The following is a 19,127-nucleotide window of genomic DNA, read 5'->3' on the forward strand; positions in this document are numbered from 1 at the left end:
ATGTTTATCTGACAAATCCGCTCCAACTTCTCTCTAAGTTTATGGCGATTCTCTTTTTACTTTTGCCTTGTTGTACTAGCTTGCAAAGTTCATGACCGCGTTTCCCCATTACAATAGCACTATAGCAGCCCTAAATCATTTGTGAAATATTTTTCTGTTGGCTGTCATTAGTCATTAGTTATTTGTCCTTTGTAATCACAAATGACAAACGACAAATGACTAAGGACGATCATAATAAAAATTTTCACAACTCAAATAGGATTGCTATATATGATACGCCTCGGCGAAGCGTGTACCATCAGCGCCACGATATGCTGCCATCATCAGAAAGTAATTATCAGCCTGTTGAAAATTCTCAAACAAAACTAGATCAGTTTTTAGTTTGCGGGCTAGGAAGTTTGGGTCAGCATTGTGTTGCCATCCTCAAAGAATATGGTGTTGTTGTGAATGCGATCGACCAAGAACAACCCAAAAATTTGCAGATACCAAATTTATTAAATTTATTAGAAAATTTATTCATTGGAGATTGCCGTCAAGCTAGTGTTTTAGAACAAGCAAACATTAGTCAATGCCGAACTATAATTCTAGCCACTGGTAATGAACGAGTAAATATAGAAGCTGCCTTTGCCGCACGGCTGTTAAATCCTCAAGTTCGCTTGGTTGTACGTTCTGATAAACAAAATCTCAATCAACTTTTAAGTCAGACTCTTGGTAATTTTATTGCCTTTGAGCCGAATCAGATTTCTGCTTCTGGATTTGCTGTTGCAGCCCTGGGAGATGAGCATCTTGGCTATTTTCAACTGGAAGAATACCAATTTCGGGTAGTCAAGCATCAAATTCAAATGAATGATGATTGGTGCAACAAACTACATATATACGAACTGAATACCCTGCATCGTCGGGTATTGCATCACGCTAATGATTCATCTCTCTTACCTAAAGAATTTCATCAATGGGAGCCAGAAGCAAAATTACATCCGGATGATACTATTATTTATATTGAAGTTAAAGAGCAGCTTCAGAGTTTGAAAAAAGTTGCTAATCAGCCTAAGTACAACTGGCAGCAGCTATGGCAAGAAATTGTATTAGGCAGAGCATGGAATAAGTTCAAACAGAAAATTCCATATTTTTGGCGAAAATTCCGTAGTTATCAAAGCTTGCGGGTGGCAACAATTTGCGGACTTGCAGTACTTTTTCTTTGGTGTTTTGGAACAGTTATCTATATCTTAAATTATCCGGAAAGTAACATAATAGAAGCCTTTTATGGCACTGCTGTTTTACTTTTAGGAGGATACGGAGATTTATTTGGCGGTATTAATTTTAAAACCCCACCAGAGCAAGCTGAACATATGCCAGGTTGGTTGCGATTGTTTAGCCTTGGACTAACTTTAATGGGTGTAGGTTTTGTTGGGGTATTATATGCATTGCTCACTGATGCCCTGTTAAGTTCAAGATTTCAGTTTTTCAAGAATTCCCAGCTATTAATACCCCTAAAAAATCATGTTGTACTGATTGGGTTAAATCGAGTCGGTCAACGAGTTGCAGCTTTATTACAAGAATTCAAACAACCTTTAGTGGGTATTAGTAACACAGCACTAGGCGCTGATTTTTTCCACAAAATACCAGTAATTAATGATAGTATTGCCGATGCTCTAGGCAAGGTAAATCTCGCTAATAGTAAAAGTGTCGTTGTAGTTACAGACGATGACATGGAAAATTTGGAAATCGCTTTGATGGTAAATGCTCAGAGTCCTACAACTCGTGTAGTAATTCGGACTTACGACCGAAATTTTCGTGATAATGTCGCCCGGTTGTTTCCTTATGCTCAAGTTATTTGTACTTCTGCTATTTCCGCAGAAGTTTTTGCGGGTGCGGCTTTTGGAGAAAATATTCTCAGCTTGTTTAACTTTGATAGTCAAACTATTTTGGTAGTCGAGTATATGATTGAAGCTGGTGATACACTCAACGGATTACTCTTGGCTGAGGTTGCTTATGGTTATGGAGTTGTGCCAATTTTATACCAAAGCCTCAAGCGATCGCCAGTAAAATTAATGCCTTCTGATAATATACAACTTGCGGTTGGCGATCGCCTCATTGTTCTAGCGAATAGTAACAGCCTTCAGCGCATTGAACGCGGCGAAATGTTTAAGAGAAGTTGGCAAGTAGAGGTCGAGAAAGCATTAGCTCAAGATGCGATTTTTGACGGTGCTAACGAAATAAGTATTATCTCAGGATGCAACATCGGCACAGCAAGAAAATTGATGGATAATTTGCCTGGACGGCTACCAAAAGCATTATATAAACAACAAGCTCTGCGCCTAGTGCGGAGGCTAAGTAAATTAAGAGTTACAGCTCGTTTGAAACCATTTTCTGATGATAGAGATAATTGAAGAAGAATGCAGAAGTGAGAACTCTGAATTCTGAATCAAGAGCCTGGGTGATTAAATTATGACTTATTTTTTGTGAAATGAATCTTGTCAATTAGTTAGAAAATGTATGACTACAGACAGATGCAATTTTATGTTGCGTTATGTTATTTTTGATATAAAACAAATAGTGTTAAAGAGTTCAAAATTCAGAATTGGTGAATACTTCACCCATAAACCGAAAAGTTGGAATTAAAGCTTGCGAACTTGCCGCATTCATCAAAAAATCCGACTGCAATTGCTCTGAAATTCTGACTCAGGAATTGCTGAATTCTTCTTCATCAAGTGCAGGGGGAAAACCGTACTTATTGGATAGGTTTTCTGCATCATACTATCTAAGTTTAGCTGGATACAATCAAAGTGTGGCTTAATGAATGCTGTTTTCTCTAAAATCTATACAGCATTAGCAGGAGAGCGAAAATATGGGAAATCAATTCAAAACAGCTGCTTTGCTAGCTGCACTAAGTGGTCTTTTGATAGCAATTAGTTACTGGGTAATTGGTGGTAGTAGTGGCTTGATTATTGGAATCGGCTTAGCAGCAGTAACAAACCTGTTTTCTTGGTATCAATCAGATAAAATTGCCCTTGCAGTATATCAGGCACAACCTGTCAGTGAAAGGGAAGCACCGGGACTTTATCGAATAGTGGAAAAGTTATCTCGTCGTGCTAATATTCCTACACCCAGAGTTTATATTGTTCCTAGTCAAACTGCTAACGCCTTCGCTACAGGGCGCGATCCAGAACACGCTGCTGTTGCTGTTACTGAAGGCATTTTGAATATATTACCAGAAGACGAACTCGAAGGCGTTATCGCCCACGAATTCACCCACATTATTAATCGTGATACCCTCACACAAGCGGTTGCTGCTACAGTAGCTGGTGCCATTTCCTTCCTAGCGCAAATGGTGAGTTATAGCCTTTGGTTTGGCGGTGGTTCACGAAATGACAACAGAGGTGGAAATCCTTTGGGTGTTTTATTAACAGTAATGCTTGCACCATTAGCTGCAACAATCATTCAGCTGGCAATTTCACGCACAAGAGAATTCTCCGCTGATGCTGGTTCTGCTAAATTAACTGCTAATCCCCGCGCTTTAGCTAGGGCGCTACAAAGGCTAGAAGCTACAGCAAAGCAGATGCCTTTAAATACCAATCCAGCTTTTGAGCCATTATTAATTATCAATTCCATCTCTGGACAATTTTTAGGTAACTTATTCTCCAGTCATCCTGCTACAGAAGCACGAGTTGCAGCATTGCTGAAATTAGAGCAACAACTGACAACAAAAGCTTAATTAGTCCTTTGTTATTAGTCATTAGTGATTTAAAAAATCGAGAATGACTAATAAATAACGCTTTACAGGGTGCATTTTTCATCGATAAGTAAAGTTTGTAATTCAGGATGTTTTAAGTATGAATTCTAACAACATCGAATCCATTGAAGCGACATTTATTGAATCTACTGAATCGACAGTAATTGTAGAAATTAGTTCTCAAACTGAGGAATTAGTGGAAGTTGAAATGGCTGATGAAAGTGATGAAGTAAAGCGCGAAACCAAAGCGCTGATTGAGGCACTAAAAAGACGCGCCCAAGCTGAGGCTGATTCAGCAGGTACTGTTACCCGCGAAACCTATTTAAATGCTGTGCGTCGAGCAAGAGAATTGATTGAAGGAAGGAAAGTTATGGAGCGCGATCGCGTTAATATAGAAAATGCTTGGGCGGTAATTCAAGACGAAGCCCAGAGAAATTGGCACTTGATGATGAAAGATGTAGTAGAATTCAATTTTCGCCTGCAAAAAGCTGCCAAAGCTGCTTGGGAAGCCTTCAATCACCCTTACTCTCAAAATTAAATAGGGTAATGCGATCGCAGTTCATATCGATTAGATCAATGTAGGGGCGTACAGCTGTACGCCCCTACAGTTTGAATTGCCAGGGAATCACCCTAAACCCAGAAAATTTTGGAAATTAGCGGTAAAATTATATTATTTAGACTAAATATAACGGTTCCCATTCAGATGGGGTACAACATGATATCGCCAGGTGTAGGGGCACGGCACTGCCGTGCCCCTACAGGTGTACTATAACAATTTCCAGATGACCAAAAAATTCCATGCTATGGTAGTCCTCTTATGAGTGACAAACAAATCTTCTCTCTACACTACTAATTTATAAATTAAGGCTGATTACTATATATGAACAATCAACTGTACGATCAAGATTTTAATCTTTGGCGAGAAAGTATTATTGAGCAAATTAAAGAACATCGTTTTAATGATATAGACTGGGAGCATTTACTTTTAGAATTAGAAGACATGGGAAAGTCAGAAAAACGGTCGTTTATTAGTAATTTAACAATCTTGATTGCTCATTTACTCAAGTTGACCGTTCAATCTGATGCTCCTGATATGATGAAAGGAAGCTGGTATAGTTCTGTGACAGAACATCGTTTTCGAGTAAAAAAGGATTTGGAAGAAAATCCTTCTTTTAAAAATTATATTACTGAGGTTATTTCTCAAGCCTATGCTGATGCTCGCAAACTGGCAATTAAAGAAAGTAAAAACGCTAAATTAGGAGTTAGAAAACCTGGGGAAGCAGAATATCCTTTGGATTGTCCTTTTCTTATTGAACAATTATTAAATGAAGATTTTTATGGAGACAGTGATTAACAGTTACGATACAAAAAAAATAGATCCTCGTAGGGTAGCACAGCTGTGCTACCCTGCTAAAACGAGAAATACTATATCAAGTTCAGATAATTAGTTATGATTCCTATAGTAGTCATTGCACTCCAAAGAGCCAAAGCTAGGCTTTGTCTCCCCTCCCCGATGCTTTGGGGTGGGGTTCTCCGTGTAATTCCAAATTTCACAAAATATCTGCCAACTTTACCAGCAGACTATTTGCTAAATCCATTAATCTGATACTATCCGCATCATCAATATTTGCACCACCAGCTAATAGATTTCTCACAGCAGATAACCTATCATCTACTTCAGGACTTCTCCAATATTCTTCTAAACTTACTGCAAAATCAAACAGCGATCGCTCTTTTAAATACTGCCTTACTTTTACAGCTACATTATCATCACTTACCAAAAATTCTTTGATAGCATCTAATCGAGAATTACCTAATATTTCGTCATTTCCCCAGGTTTCTAACCAGTCTCCATCTGCATCTTCAACATAAAAATTGATAAAATCAACCCCGTAAGTTAACCAGTTCTGCTGCATTTGTCTGGCTGTTGCTAAAGCTTGGGCAAAATTATTTACATTGTTGCAGGTGTGAGTTTCTCTTTTGTTAGCCATAAAAGCTGTAATGAGCAGGTAAGTATGTAGGCTAGAATACAAATCTTGTACATTAGAATCCGGAGATGATCAGGAAAATTTTAAATATTTCCCACCAGAAAGATAATCACTGTTATACAGCGCCACATTGACTAACTGGTTCACAAAATTAGCATCCTTGGGGTTGTAACTTAGGAACAGTCCTCTCTCTATTTCCCACGATCGCAGTGTATTTTGCCAAGCTTGGTACTTTTGTTGATTAAGTTCTTCACTGACACTGGTTATTTGAATGCAGAGTGGTTGATTGTTACGACTACTAACAATTAAATCCGTTGCCATCGAAAGGTCGGCAATATAACGCTGCCAAAAACTACCTTCTCGCTGAACAATATCTTGGGCTATATTTCTAATAATATCATCATCACCCTGATTAAATTCACCTGCCATCAATTTTTGTTTCCAAATATAAAATTTGGAATCATTTGCATTAATCCATTTGGGAAAAAGGTAACCATACCAATATCTCTCAATGGGTGTCATTTGCTCAAATTTTGCTTTTCGTTCTTCTTCCGAATGTGAGGATTTTATGATCAGCCAAATTGTCGAATCGGTAATTACTTCTAGGAGAAAAGCAAGGACAAAAGGTTTAGCCGTGAGGGAACCCGGTTTGATATTCTTTACCCAACGGTTGATTTCATCTAATCTTCTCGCTAAATTAGGATCTATCGAGGAAGCTTGCTCGATGAGGGATTTTAATTTATCCTTAATCTCTTTTGCTTGCAAACGATGTCCTACTTTCACACACTAACGCTTTTTTAACACTTACTCAGTTACCAATAGTCAGTTTTGCACTTTGGGTATAAGAGTATCTTTGTCAAGTGTAGAGTTGTATCTATATCCTCTGGCATAAAAAGCGGGGAATAAACTTCTCAAGGTCATCCTTCTTAAGGAGGATCTAAAGTTTTGGATACATCAGCTACCACTTTTCAAACATCCTCTAAGTCCCCTTTGATAGGTCTTAGCTGACTGTTCGCTGTTCACTATTTCAACAAATTTATATCTAATTTTAACTGTAAAGTGTCTATGTGAATTCGATCACGATCAAATATTATCAGGGTTAATGCCCTGTGTACGCAAAAGTTCACGCAGTCTAGCAATTTCTTGTTCTGCTTGTTGGGCACGTTCTTCTGCTTGTTGGGCACGTAAGCTTTCTTGTTGGGCACGTAAGCTTTCTTGTTGGGCTAGTTCTTCAGATGATGGTATCATTTGATTTTCAGTAGTAAAGAATCTTAATTTACCTTCATAAACTCCCAAGTAAAGTTCTAACTGCTGACTCCATAAACGTCCATCAGTGGTGGTTTGAATTTCTTGATACTTTCCATCTACTAAGTGAAATCCCTGAAATTCCATTGTTATCGGATCGAACCAGAAATAATCGGGTGTACGGAAAGTATCTTGGTAAACTTGTATTTTGAAGCCTTTGTCAACTGCTGCTGTTGAATTCGACAAAATCTCCACAATCACATTTGGATATTTGCCGTCTTCTTGCCAAACTACCCAGCTTTTACGGTCTTTTTTCTCGGTTCCCAAAACTACAAAAAAGTCTGGGCCTCGGAAGTATTCTGATTTTTTCTGGTTAGGACTGTAATAAATTGTCAAATTGCCAGAAGCATAAAAATCTTGCCTTTCTCGCCACCAGAATTTCAGTAGGCGAATCAGCAAATCGATTTGGTCTCGGTGTAGGTCACTTTCCAAGGGTGGTTCGTCACTCAGTATATCGCCTGGAGGAAAAATAACTTGATCTTCTAAAGTATCATCAGAGATGACTTCTAAGGTAGCAGGTTCAGACATAAGCGATCGCCCCGCAATTATACATTCATTATTTCTGAAAATTTACTAACTTGCAGATGCTTTTAAGAACTCGTAATAACTCAATTGCATCGGGAGATTCATTGAGATTTAATAATGGCATTAATTGATAAGTTGGTTGTTGTTCGCGTCTTAAATAAACAAATTGATAACGCAGTCCGTTAGTTGCCAAACCCCAAACAGATGGTTGCTCTTGTAAACTTTTAAAAGTATAAGTAAGTAATTGAGGTAAACCCTCACCAACTTCGATCGCACTATTTTTCGTTTCAATCACTAAAATCCAAAAAGCTGATGCAGCATGACTTTGAGGATTGTTGATTGCTAAAATATCCATCCGCCCGGTGATTTTTTTGTCTTCATCTTCCACAGCAATGGCAATGCTATCTTCCATTGTCAACCGAATCGGCACATCGTAAAATCCTGCTAACCGCATTAATGGCGCAATAGTCAAAAATTTGACTAAGCCTTCAGAAATTTTACCCAGCCTGAGATAACGATGGAAGTCTTTTCCAATTCGCAATAAATCCTGTTGTTCAAACTCTGTCAACGGTTCTAAATTTAAAAAGTCAGTGAATGAACCAGTTGAAAGTTCTTCTAGTTCGAGAAAGCGATGAACATCGTTGAGAGATAGACTACTGGCTTCGAGAATAAGTGGCATAGTTTTAGGAAAAGGGAGTGGGGAGTGGGGAGTGGGGGAGATGAGGGAGGTGAGGGAGATGAGGGAGATGAGGGGGACGCGGGGAATGACAAATAACTCGGCAATTTCCACCCAGCTTAACGAAAATCTAAACACGGTACACCGTAACTGGGCTAAGAATAGTTTTTAGGTAACAATAGCGATCGCGCTCATAAACTATGTCTCAACCAACCATAGAATCAATCCTACAAGAGAATCGCCTTTTCCATCCTAGTTCGGAGTTCTCACAAAACGCCCATATCAAAAGCCTGGAAGACTATCAGCGACTTTACGACAAAGCCAAAGCCGATCCGCAGCAATTTTGGGCAGATTTGGCGACAACGGAATTAACATGGTTCCAAAAGTGGGATACTGTGCTAGATTGGCAACCGCCTTTTGCTAAGTGGTTTGTTGGCGGTAAGATTAATATTTCTTACAACTGCCTTGACAGACATCTCACTACTTGGCGCAAAAATAAAGCAGCACTGATTTGGGAAGGAGAACCAGGAGACTCGCGTACCCTCACCTATGCCCAACTACATCGGGAAGTTTGCCAGTTTGCCAATGTGTTAAAGGGACTGGGCGTACAAAAAGGCGATCGCGTTGGTATTTATATGCCAATGATTCCCGAAGCCGCCATCGCCATGTTAGCCTGTGCAAGAATTGGCGCACCCCACAGTGTGGTATTTGGTGGTTTTAGTGCCGAAGCTTTACGCGATCGCTTAATTGATGCTAAAGCCAAGTTAGTAATTACTGCTGATGGTGGTTGGCGCAAAGATGCGATCGTTCCCCTCAAGGAACAGGTAGATAAAGCCTTAGCTGATGGTGCTGTTCCCAGTGTCGAAAATGTCCTGGTTGTCAAGCGCACCGGACAAGAAACTTATATGCAGTTGGGGGGACGCGATCGTTGGTGGCATGATTTACAAAAAACTGCATCGGCTGATTGTCCCGCCGAACCGATGGACAGTGAAGATATGCTGTTTGTCCTCTACACTTCTGGGAGTACAGGCAAACCCAAGGGTGTGGTGCATACAACTGCTGGCTATAATTTGTATACCCACATGACCACCAAGTGGATCTTTGACCTGCAAGACACAGATGTATACTGGTGTACTGCCGATGTAGGTTGGATTACTGGACATAGCTACATCGTTTATGGCCCCCTTTCCAACGGTGCAACAACGGTGATGTATGAAGGTGCGCCCCGTGCCTCTAATCCTGGGTGTTTCTGGGATGTGATTGAAAAATACGGCGTCAATATTTTTTATACTGCACCTACGGCAATTCGGGCATTTATTAAGATGGGCGAACAGCATCCCAACGCGCGAAACTTGTCTTCATTGCGGTTGTTGGGAACCGTCGGCGAACCGATTAACCCAGAAGCTTGGATGTGGTATCAGAAAGTAATTGGTGGCGATCGCTGTCCAATTGTGGATACCTGGTGGCAAACGGAAACTGGCGGTATCATGATTACACCGCTACCAGGGGCAATTCCCACTAAACCAGGTTCGGCGACTCTTCCCTTCCCTGGAATTATCGCAGATGTGGTGGATTTAGAAGGAAACACCGTACCCAACAACGAAGGCGGTTATTTAGCAGTCCGCCATCCTTGGCCGGGAATGATGCGGACAGTCTACGGCGATCCGGAACGCTTCCGCCGCACCTATTGGGAACATATCCCCCCCAAAGATGGTAACTACACTTACTTTGCTGGTGATGGTGCCAGACGCGATGAAGATGGTTACTTCTGGGTAATGGGTCGCGTCGATGACGTATTGAATGTATCAGGACATCGACTCGGTACAATGGAAGTCGAATCAGCCTTAGTTTCCCATCCAGCAGTTGCAGAAGCAGCAGTAGTGGGTAAGCCAGATGAACTCAAAGGTGAAGAGGTAGTTGCTTTTGTAACATTAGAAGGCACCTATCAGGGAAGTGAAGAATTGAGTAAAGAACTCAAACAACACGTCGTCAAAGAAATCGGTGCCATCGCCCGTCCCGGAGAAATTCGTTTTACCGACGCTTTACCCAAAACGCGATCGGGTAAGATTATGCGGCGATTATTGCGAAATCTCGCTGCGGGACAAGAAGTATCTGGTGATACTTCAACCTTAGAAGATAGAAGCGTGTTGGATAAGTTACGGGAAGGCGCGTAGCAATTTTGGATTAATCGTGGTGCGTTACACGGTAACGCACCCGCAATTTATCATAGGTATTAGAACACTATTAAGGCATTCAGGGCGATGAAACTGAACAGCAAACTGAAATCAGCATTTGTTCAATCTTTTAGCTGCATGACACTGAGTATTATCACTGCGATTGGTCTATCACCATCGGTGTTAGCGGTTTCTGGAAAAGTTTCTTTAGATTCGCCTCAACAGTATCCTCAGAGACAATCACAGAAACTAGCGCAATTTTCCGACACAGGACCATCAGAGCGATCGCAGATTCTCCAACAAGCCAATGCTTTGTACAATCAAGGAGACATGAAAGGTGCAGAGGAAAATTTACGCAAATTAATTAAACAATTCCCCAAAGATACCTTTGGACATTTTCAACTGGGAAACGTGCTTTTTCGGCAACAGAAATCAGAAGAAGCAATTAGCGCTTTCCGAGAAGCCATTCGCCTCCAGCCAAAATATGCTTTAGCTTATAATGCGATCGGTATGGTTTACGCTAGCGAAAATCGCTGGCAAGAAGCTATTACTGAATATCAAAAAGCTTTGGAAATTAATCCTAATTATGCTGAAGCACTGACTAATTTTGCCCTAGCAATGTGGCAAACAAATAAAAAAGACGAGGCGCTAGCTTCTCTAGAAAAAGCTTTAAATATCTTCAAAGAACAGAATAGAAAAGAAAGGGTTAATCAAGTTGAGCGAATCATGCAAGAGATTAAAAAATCAGACGATCCTAGCATTTCTTAAAAAATCTATTTTTCAGTAGATAAAAGTTCACAAGATTTGCTTTTAGGATGCTTTACCAGGAATGCGATATGGTAAGATGATTATGCGGCAATTGTCGCATAATCTGATTTGTAGATAAAAATTGATGCTCACAAACCTAGAGAACAGTATATGCAAGTAAGACAAGAAATTTTTGATACCTATTGGCGATTTGCTGCTATGCGCCAAGAAGTATTTTTCAACAAAATTAACAATCTACCACCGCCTTGGACGAGCGATCCTATTATTAATACTTATAAATTTTGTAATGCTTATCGAGCGAGCGATCGCGTTTCACAATATCTGATTAAAAACGTAATTTACGATGACAACAGAAGCAAAAATCAAGAAGAAGTAATTTTAAGAATTTTACTATTTAAAATTTTTAATAAAATAGAAACCTGGGAATATTTAGAGAAACAACTAGGTGAGTACATTACACTGTCTAATTTCGATTTAAATTTATATTCAAATATCTTACAAGAGGCGATGAATCTTGGGCATGTTATTTATACTAGTGCCTATATGTCTTGTGCCAGCAAAGAATTTGGTTATGATAAAAAACATCAAAATCATTTGGCATTAATTGATAAAATGGTTGTTCAAGATAGAGTAGACAAACGCATAGTCAAAGCCAAACATTTTGAAGATGTTTTTCAGATAATCCAAGAATATCCATTGCTGGGTAAGTTTATGGCTTATCAATTAGCGACAGATATTAATTATAGTGAAATTATCAACTTTGATGAAAACAGTTTTACTATAGCAGGCCCAGGAGCCGAACGTGGTATCAACAAATGTTTTCTTGATACAGAAGGTAAAACATACACAGATGTTATTCATTGGATGACTGAAAATCAAGAGAAAGAATTTCAACGTTTGGGGTTAAATTTTCAATCACTTTGGGGTCGTCCGCTACAGGCTATAGACTGTCAAAATTTATTTTGTGAAACTGATAAATACTGCCGAGCAGCATTTCCAGACTTGAAAAGTAATCGCAAAAAGATAAAATCAAAATTTACTTCAACGCCTCAACCAATTGATTATTTTTATCCACCCAAATGGCATATTAACGATAAAGTTCAAAAAACTTTAGTACAGAGATTGGTAGCATCAGAGATTACTAGTTTGCAACTATTGAATAATAGCAATTGTCAGCAATTATCTTTGCAGTTAAATCCTATAGTATAAACAAGATACGAGATTCAAGATAATATAGCAAAATCAGACACATTCTGTGCTTGTTCAGTGGTACAATAATCACTGTGAAGCAATAACATTTTTTCAATAAAATTTAATAAAAATAAAATAAAAAATGCTATGATTTAGCTATTATTCATTAGATTAAAGATGAGTTGCGCTAACTTTATACCTATTAATGTATTATAAAAAAGCTATCAGTTTAATCACTCATCTGAAGGTGTTGTAGAGATCACAGTCCGTCTAATAACCAATATGAGGGTGTTAAATACAAAATTGTTAGTTTAACTCTCTAGATGCCTAAATCAGGGGAGATAGACTGACTAAATTTTAAGAATGAAATCAGTCGAAACGCCATGTCAAATAAACTAATTTCAACCGAAGAATTAAATGCTTATCAATGCTTACAAATGAGGCATGATGAAATTTATCATCATGAAATAGTTGTACTTGATATTTCTAGGCGAATGAATCATATTGCCTTGCATCTCGTTAAATATCTCGGAATTCTTTCATCTATACCTGTATCAGCAGCAGAAAATAAAAGGGCATTTATTGATTCATTTATAATGATTGTCTCTGCGAGTAACTTATTAGGAATTTCTTTAGCAAAAGAGTTGCTGATTGATAGAATAAATTGTAGAGACGCTAATTTCATTGATGAATATATTCTGCTTCTTGCTGAACTCGCTAAGGCTTGTGAAGCAACAGATCACCAAGAAGATTACCCAATTCGAGCAACCTGGAATAAGAATATACGAAAGTTTTTTTACCTTCTCCTTTGTGAAGCAAACTCACGAAATATTTCTATTTTGGAAGAGTCTAGACGGCGTTTAGCCTCTGTGGAGATAAAACATTCACTAAACGATATCTTACGGAGAAACAAATGAGTTTTTGGTCATCACAAACTTTGAGATCTCATCTTCCTAGTTTAATTGAACCATTTAATGCCGATCAAATTCAGTCTGCATCGTATGAATTATGCTTAGGGGAAGAAATTTATATTTCAGCCCTTCCTGATACACCTTTGAGAGAGCGTAAAAAAATTATTCTTAAAGAGAAAGAAACTGTTGCTATACCTCCAGGACAGTTTGCATTTCTGATAACTTCTGAAATAATCAAAGTTCCTAACAATGCACTTGCCTTTATTTCAATTAAATTTAAATTTAAATCAAGTGGACTGATTAATGTTTCCGGTTTTCATGTCGATCCTGGCTATAGTGGTAAACTAATTTTTGCTGTTTATAATGCTGGTCCTCTTAACTTTCATGTAGGAAGAGGTGAGAGGGTTTTTTCTATATGGTATGCAGACTTGGATAAAGCTGACGAAAATCCACGAAACAAGATAGGTTATGATTCAATTCCAACCGACTTAATTAATAGCCCTGATTTAGTTTCTTCTCTTCCTTATTTAGTAAAACGTTTGGATGATATGGAGAAAAAAATAGAGAATTATTCTGTTAAACAGGCTTTTGTCTTTGCGATTGCTATTGGGGTTCTGCTTAGTTTTACAAAGCCAATAGTGGATATATTTATACAGCCATTACTCAATATGCTTAAATCTTCTCTTCCCATCTATTAATTTTCAATTGGTGAAAGAAATCCAAGGCATCTCAAGTACTCTAGGAAAACAAAGCTTGTTAGATTTATTAAGATAATAAACAAAATACAAATATAATCTTGGTTAAAGCCTATGACTTCCTTATCGGCATTAACTTTACCTGACCACACCCAGTTACCAGATTCAGGTGGTAAATTTTTGAAAAACTGGCAGGAACATCCGCAAAGTATTTTAATTACAGATTCAATCAAACCTGTTCTAGAACAACGCCATCCTGATGGACAATATTGTATTGGACAAAATTTAGGTATTTACTGGGGATTGACAGATCCTCCTGATAAAGGTATCTCAACACCAGATTGGTTTTATATACCGAATATACCACCAACTCTTGAAGGTAAAACGCGGCGTTCTTATGTGCTGTGGGAAGAATCTCTCGCACCTTTAATTGTATTGGAATTTGTTTCTGGAGATGGTTCAGAAGAACGAGATAAAACGCCGCCATCGCAAGCAGAAGGTGGAAATGTTGGTAAATTTTGGGTTTATGAACAGGCAATTCGAGTGCCTTATTATGGAATTTATGAAGTAGCAAAAGCCCAGGTTGAGGTGTATCATCTAATCGATTTTACTTATCAACTGATGAAACCCAATGAAAAAGGACATTACCCAATTGCTCCTTTAGGGGTAGAATTAGGGATTTGGCAAGGATTTTATCATAATGCAGAGTTACCTTGGTTGCGGTGGTGGGATGCACAAGGAAATTTACTGCTAACAGGTGAAGAACGCGCTGAAGTTGAACGACAAAGGGCTGAAGTTGAACGACAAAAGCGGCTATCAATTACTGACAAGTTGCGTAATCTCTCTGTTGAACAACTCAATGCTTTAGGAATTGACCCAGAAATGTTGGATTAGGAAACATTATCCTCTACTATAGGACTCATATTTGATTTTTGAACAAAACTCAGTACACTTTTATTCCTTCTTCCCAGTCCCCAGTCCCCAATCCCCAGTCCCTTACCTCTACGAGTGATTCAGAAATCAAATCGGATTCCTATATAGCGTTTCTCGTTTACGTGAGGTATACCAGTAGGGGCACCGCACTGCCGTGCCCTTACACTTCGCAACATAATGTTGTACCGCATGTGAATGGGAACCGCTATCGCTTTGGTGAGGTAAAAGCTAGGGGCGCATAGCTATGCGCCCCTACAAATTTTTGTACCTCATGTAATTGATAACGGCTATAACCAATACAACAAATTTAATGAGCGACAGCACTACCAGTTGCCTTCACCTTTTTCAAGAATAAAATAGCAATTCCACTGAGTAATAAAGCAATACCAATAAAGTGAAAACAATCGTTAAAAGCCATTACAAATGATTCACGACGAACAATATTTGATATAGATGCGATCGCTTGATTTTGTGCTGTACTTAAATCTGCTCCTCGGCTGATAAAATACTGCGTCATCTGGTCAATTCGCTGTTGAGTTTCTGAGTTATATAAAGATATTCCATCGCCCAATCTGTTCGAGTGAAATTGTTCTCTGTTTGTTAATAAAGTTGCTAAAAAAGCAATTCCGATAGAACCACCCAGATTCCGCATCATATTAAATAAACCACTGGCGGAACCTGCTTCTTTTGGACTCAACCCAGCAGTGGCAATAGAACTCAGTGGTACCATAATTAAAGGTTGTCCCATTGCACGCACAAATTGCGACCAGCGTAATTGATCTAATCCTGTTTCATGAGTCATTCCCGAATTCATAAATGCACTGATGGAAAACAAAGTCACACCAAAAGCCACCATGAAACGCATATCAATGCGTTGCATCAATCTGGGTATTAAAGGAATAATAAATAGTTGGGGAATACCAGCCCACATCAATACTTCACCAATTTGCAGCGCATTATATTTTTGAATTTGGGCAAGATACAACGGTAAAATATAAATTGATCCATACAATCCTACTCCCAAAGACACATTCACAATACTGGCTAAACCAAAGTTACGCCTAAACAACAGCCGCAAATTAATAAATGGTTGTTTTCGAGTTAATTCTATAAAGAAAAATACTGCCAAAAAAATGACTGCGATTACAGTTAAGCGGACAATCAACGCTGAACCAAACCAATCTTTCCGGCTACCTTCTTCTAAAACCACTTGCAGGGAACCTAATCCGATCGCCATTGCAATAATTCCCCACCAGTCACCTTGTTTTAATAAACTAATTTGTGGTGCTTCTTGCTTAATTCCGTACCAAACGCCAGCCAGCATTAATGTCCCTGGAATTAAATTGATATAAAAGTTGTATTCCCAACCAAAATTTTCGGTTAACCAACCTCCTAATGTCGGGCCGATTGATGGGGCAAAAACTGCACTAAAACCAAATGCCGCCAACCCTATTGATTGCTTGGATGGCGGTAAGGTCGTTAAGACAATTGTCATCGCTGTGGGAATTAATACTCCTCCACTAAAACCTTGTAAGGCGCGGAATACAATCATAGAATTCAGATTCCACGCCCAAGCACAGCATATAGAAAAGAAGATAAATAGGGCAGTATTTACTAATAAATAACGTCGTAGAGAAAAAACTCTAGATAACCATCCTGTTAGAGGAATTACTACAATTTCTGCAACCAGATAGGCGGTAGAAATCCAAGAACCTTCTTCTAGAGTTGCCCCTAAACTTGCTTGAATATCTTGCAGCGAAGCATTAGTGATTTGAATATCTAATACCGCCATAAATGCACCAAGCATACTTGCTAATACACCAATCCAGGTTCTTAGCGGTACACGATCTGGCGGTATAGCAGGATTATGTCCTGGCTGACGAATTACACCTGTATTAGCCATAGTCATTAATCATTGGTCATTATATAGTTTTTCTGGCGTTGCATAATTGCGGGATGATTTATCGGGCTACGCCCCGCTGCGCTAACACGCAGAGGCGCCCAGACACAGAGAGAATAAGGAGTTTAAGATTTCAATGCGTACAATTTCATCCCTTGATTCAGCAACGCCGTTTTTCTTTGCGTCTCCCCATCCCCCATGCCCTACTTAACTTCCACTGCAACTTCCGCAGACATCCCCGGTGTAATCCGCGATTCGTATCCTTGAATACTTTTTTGGTCAAAAACTATTTTGACTGGGATGCGCTGTACAATTTTGGTAAAGTTACCTGTGGCGTTATCTGGTGGCAATAAGGCAAACTGGGCGCCGGAAGCTGGCGAAATACTCTCAACACGACCAACAAAACTGTGATGAGGAAAAGCATCGAGTTTGATTTCTACTGGTTCTCCTGGCCGCATATTTTCTAATTGGGTTTCTTTGAAGTTTGCAACTACCCAATACTCGTTATCCACGATCGCCATTAATGGTGTTCCCGCTGCAACTCGGTTACCAACTTCCACGTTTTTCCTGCCCACGCGTCCGGCACTAGGAGCGGTAATATTAACGTAGGATAGTTGCAATTGCGCGTCTTTGAGGGATGCTTCTGATTGAGCGATCGCTGCTTTTGCTGCTTCGTATTGACTACGTTTTGCTGTTGTATCTTGACCGCCAGCTGTGGCTTGTTGCAATCCTCCCTTGGATGCAGCCAATTTCGCTTGGGCGCTGACTACATTTTCTTGGGCTTGTGCTAGTTGAGATTGGGCTTTGGCGACGCCAACTTTGGCTGAAGCTAATTTGGCTTGGGCTTGTTCTACTCCCTGAACAGCAGCATTTTTCTGCGCTACAGCTACATCATAGGCTGCTTTGGCTGTGTCTAACTGCTGACGAGCGATCGCACCTGATTTGTACAATTCGTTGTAACGATTGTAATCTGCTTGGGCTTTTTCCAAGTTGGCATTCGCTTGGGCTACCTGGGCTTGGGCGGCGGGAATCCCGGCTTGGGCTAACTTAACTTCCGCTTGCGCCGCAGGTATCCCCGCTTGCGATTCTTGGACTGCTGCTTGGGCAGTGGAAATTGCTGCTACAGCACTGCTAACATCCCCCTGCGCTTGAGTTGTCTTACCAGTGGTGGTTTGTGAAGCTAAAGCAATATTCGCTTGGGCGGCTTGCGCCTGACCACGGGCATTTTCTAATGCTGCTTGTGCTTGTTGGACTTTACTTTCATAGTCCCGTGGATCTAACTTCACTAATAACTCTCCCGGTTGCACCAGTTGATTATCATTCACCAGCACTTCATTCACAGTTCCAGGAATGCGGCTACTAATTTGGTGAATGTTTCCCAAAACGTTGGCGTTATCTGTTTCCTGGTGGGTAGAGGAATATTGCCAGTAGTTATAACCAAAGGCACCTGCGGCGATCGCACCTACGCCTAATCCTGCCAAAATCAAACCAATGGGTTTTTTCCGTTTCGCTGGAACTTCTTGTTCGTTGGGAGTTATAACAGGTGCTTCTGCTGTCTCTACAGCTTCTAAAGTCTCTGAATCTGTAATCAATTCTTCTTCTAAAACTCGTGTTTGGTTTTCCTTGCGTCCGTTCAAAGTACTAGCGCCCATAATTTTCAACTCCTTGCAGAATGATTTGATTAAATGTCATTTATTTAGAATGCGTAATATTTAGTTACGAGCCTTTGCTTGGCTTTTATTTAGTATGCGTATTATTTTCTCAAAATAAATCTTAGTGTTGCTTCCTCCGGTTGGGTGATTGTGGGAGGATCTTTAGGAGAGGTTAGCGATCGCCCGATTCAAAATGTCGGAAAATAATTCTTGGTCAGCAAGGGAAATACCGCCCATTGCTTCATCACGCACTGCTGAGGCGATTGGAGGTAAGACGCTTTGTAGTTCTCTACCTGCATCCGTTAGCCAGATTCGCCAGATGCGGCGATCGTGAGTATCCCGTTCTCGACGTACCAAGCCGCGTTCTTCCATGCGGTCTAATACCCCCGTTAAAGTACCGCCCACTTGTTTAAGTTTGTCCCCAATACTAGAAGTAGGTAAACCATCTTCTTGCCAAAGACAGCACAACACCAACCAGTGAAATGGCGTCAATCCAAAGGGTTCTAGTCTGTCAGTAAACTTGCGTCCAAGCAGTTGCGAGAGTAATTTGATTCTGTAGCCCATATTGTATGGTGCAAGATTTTGCTGCCACGACTCTAAGGGTGGGGATTGATTAGATGTAGAAACCATTTGTTAAAATATTTAGCATACGTAATATTTATATGCTATCTAAATT

At 39.7% G+C, this 19,127-nt stretch carries 17 protein-coding genes; 10 read left to right on the forward strand and 7 right to left on the reverse strand.

Annotated elements, in window-relative coordinates; genetic code table 11:
- Positions 1-215 precede the first annotated feature (215 nt).
- The 4 genes from IQ276_RS23380 to IQ276_RS23395 all read left to right on the forward strand — a co-directional run bounded on the left by IQ276_RS23380 (position 216) and on the right by IQ276_RS23395 (position 5,087).
- Positions 216-2,390 (forward strand): potassium channel family protein, encoded by a 2,175-nt coding sequence (locus tag IQ276_RS23380; RefSeq protein ID WP_309245605.1) that lies wholly within the window; start codon positions 216-218, stop codon positions 2,388-2,390.
- Between the two features lie 458 nt (positions 2,391-2,848).
- On the forward strand, positions 2,849-3,715 hold the full coding sequence (locus tag IQ276_RS23385) for a zinc metalloprotease HtpX (RefSeq protein WP_193917146.1): 867 nt from the start codon (positions 2,849-2,851) through the stop codon (positions 3,713-3,715).
- Positions 3,716-3,833: 118 nt separating this feature from the next.
- Positions 3,834-4,271 carry a hypothetical protein gene (locus IQ276_RS23390; RefSeq protein ID WP_190876324.1) on the forward strand — a complete coding sequence of 146 codons (438 nt, stop codon included), beginning with the start codon at positions 3,834-3,836 and terminating at the stop codon, positions 4,269-4,271.
- Positions 4,272-4,613: 342 nt separating this feature from the next.
- The gene (locus tag IQ276_RS23395; RefSeq protein WP_193917144.1) at positions 4,614-5,087 is read left to right on the forward strand and encodes a DUF29 domain-containing protein; all 474 of its coding nucleotides are present in this window, start codon (positions 4,614-4,616) and stop codon (positions 5,085-5,087) included.
- 196 nt (positions 5,088-5,283) lie between these two features.
- On the opposite strand, the gene IQ276_RS23400 is transcribed toward IQ276_RS23395, so the two are convergent.
- From IQ276_RS23400 to IQ276_RS23415, 4 genes are all read right to left on the reverse strand, one after another.
- On the reverse strand, positions 5,284-5,724 hold the full coding sequence (locus IQ276_RS23400; protein ID WP_190876322.1) for a hypothetical protein: 441 nt from the start codon (positions 5,722-5,724) through the stop codon (positions 5,284-5,286).
- 69 nt (positions 5,725-5,793) lie between these two features.
- Positions 5,794-6,486, reverse strand: coding sequence for a hypothetical protein (locus IQ276_RS23405; RefSeq protein ID WP_190876377.1), 693 nt, complete (start codon positions 6,484-6,486; stop codon positions 5,794-5,796).
- A 318-nt stretch (positions 6,487-6,804) separates the two neighbouring features.
- Positions 6,805-7,554 carry a Uma2 family endonuclease gene (locus IQ276_RS23410; protein ID WP_193917142.1) on the reverse strand — a complete coding sequence of 250 codons (750 nt, stop codon included), beginning with the start codon at positions 7,552-7,554 and terminating at the stop codon, positions 6,805-6,807.
- A 28-nt stretch (positions 7,555-7,582) separates the two neighbouring features.
- Positions 7,583-8,230 carry a restriction endonuclease subunit R gene (locus IQ276_RS23415; protein WP_235115903.1) on the reverse strand — a complete coding sequence of 216 codons (648 nt, stop codon included), beginning with the start codon at positions 8,228-8,230 and terminating at the stop codon, positions 7,583-7,585.
- A 197-nt stretch (positions 8,231-8,427) separates the two neighbouring features.
- On the opposite strand from IQ276_RS23415, the gene acs reads away from it, so the two are divergent.
- From acs to IQ276_RS23445, 6 genes are all read left to right on the forward strand, one after another.
- On the forward strand, positions 8,428-10,401 hold the full coding sequence (acs, locus tag IQ276_RS23420; RefSeq protein WP_193920985.1) for an acetate--CoA ligase: 1,974 nt from the start codon (positions 8,428-8,430) through the stop codon (positions 10,399-10,401).
- An 87-nt stretch (positions 10,402-10,488) separates the two neighbouring features.
- Entirely contained in the window at positions 10,489-11,169 is a 681-nt protein-coding gene (locus IQ276_RS23425; RefSeq protein WP_193920987.1) for a tetratricopeptide repeat protein, read from the forward strand.
- A gap of 150 nt (positions 11,170-11,319) precedes the next feature.
- A complete protein-coding gene (locus tag IQ276_RS23430; protein ID WP_193920989.1) occupies positions 11,320-12,378 on the forward strand; it encodes a nucleotide kinase domain-containing protein in 1,059 nt (352 codons plus the stop codon).
- Between the two features lie 365 nt (positions 12,379-12,743).
- Positions 12,744-13,277, forward strand: a complete 534-nt coding sequence (locus tag IQ276_RS23435) for a hypothetical protein (RefSeq protein ID WP_193920991.1) — start codon at positions 12,744-12,746, stop codon at positions 13,275-13,277.
- The gene (locus IQ276_RS23440) at positions 13,274-13,969 is read left to right on the forward strand and encodes a dCTP deaminase domain-containing protein (protein ID WP_193920993.1); all 696 of its coding nucleotides are present in this window, start codon (positions 13,274-13,276) and stop codon (positions 13,967-13,969) included. The genes IQ276_RS23435 and IQ276_RS23440 overlap by 4 nt, the downstream gene beginning before the upstream one ends.
- A gap of 111 nt (positions 13,970-14,080) precedes the next feature.
- The gene (locus tag IQ276_RS23445; RefSeq protein WP_193920995.1) at positions 14,081-14,860 is read left to right on the forward strand and encodes a Uma2 family endonuclease; all 780 of its coding nucleotides are present in this window, start codon (positions 14,081-14,083) and stop codon (positions 14,858-14,860) included.
- Between the two features lie 346 nt (positions 14,861-15,206).
- Here the strand turns inward: IQ276_RS23445 and IQ276_RS23450 are convergent, their stop codons facing one another.
- From IQ276_RS23450 to IQ276_RS23460, 3 genes are all read right to left on the reverse strand, one after another.
- Positions 15,207-16,808, reverse strand: coding sequence for a DHA2 family efflux MFS transporter permease subunit (locus IQ276_RS23450; RefSeq protein ID WP_235115904.1), 1,602 nt, complete (start codon positions 16,806-16,808; stop codon positions 15,207-15,209).
- Between the two features lie 194 nt (positions 16,809-17,002).
- Entirely contained in the window at positions 17,003-18,451 is a 1,449-nt protein-coding gene (locus IQ276_RS23455) for an HlyD family secretion protein (RefSeq protein WP_193919871.1), read from the reverse strand.
- Between the two features lie 162 nt (positions 18,452-18,613).
- Entirely contained in the window at positions 18,614-19,081 is a 468-nt protein-coding gene (locus IQ276_RS23460; protein WP_193919873.1) for a MarR family winged helix-turn-helix transcriptional regulator, read from the reverse strand.
- Between the last annotated feature and the right edge of the window lie 46 nt (positions 19,082-19,127).

Source organism: Desmonostoc muscorum LEGE 12446 (assembly GCF_015207005.2).
Classification (GTDB): Bacteria; Cyanobacteriota; Cyanobacteriia; order Cyanobacteriales; family Nostocaceae; genus Nostoc; species Nostoc muscorum.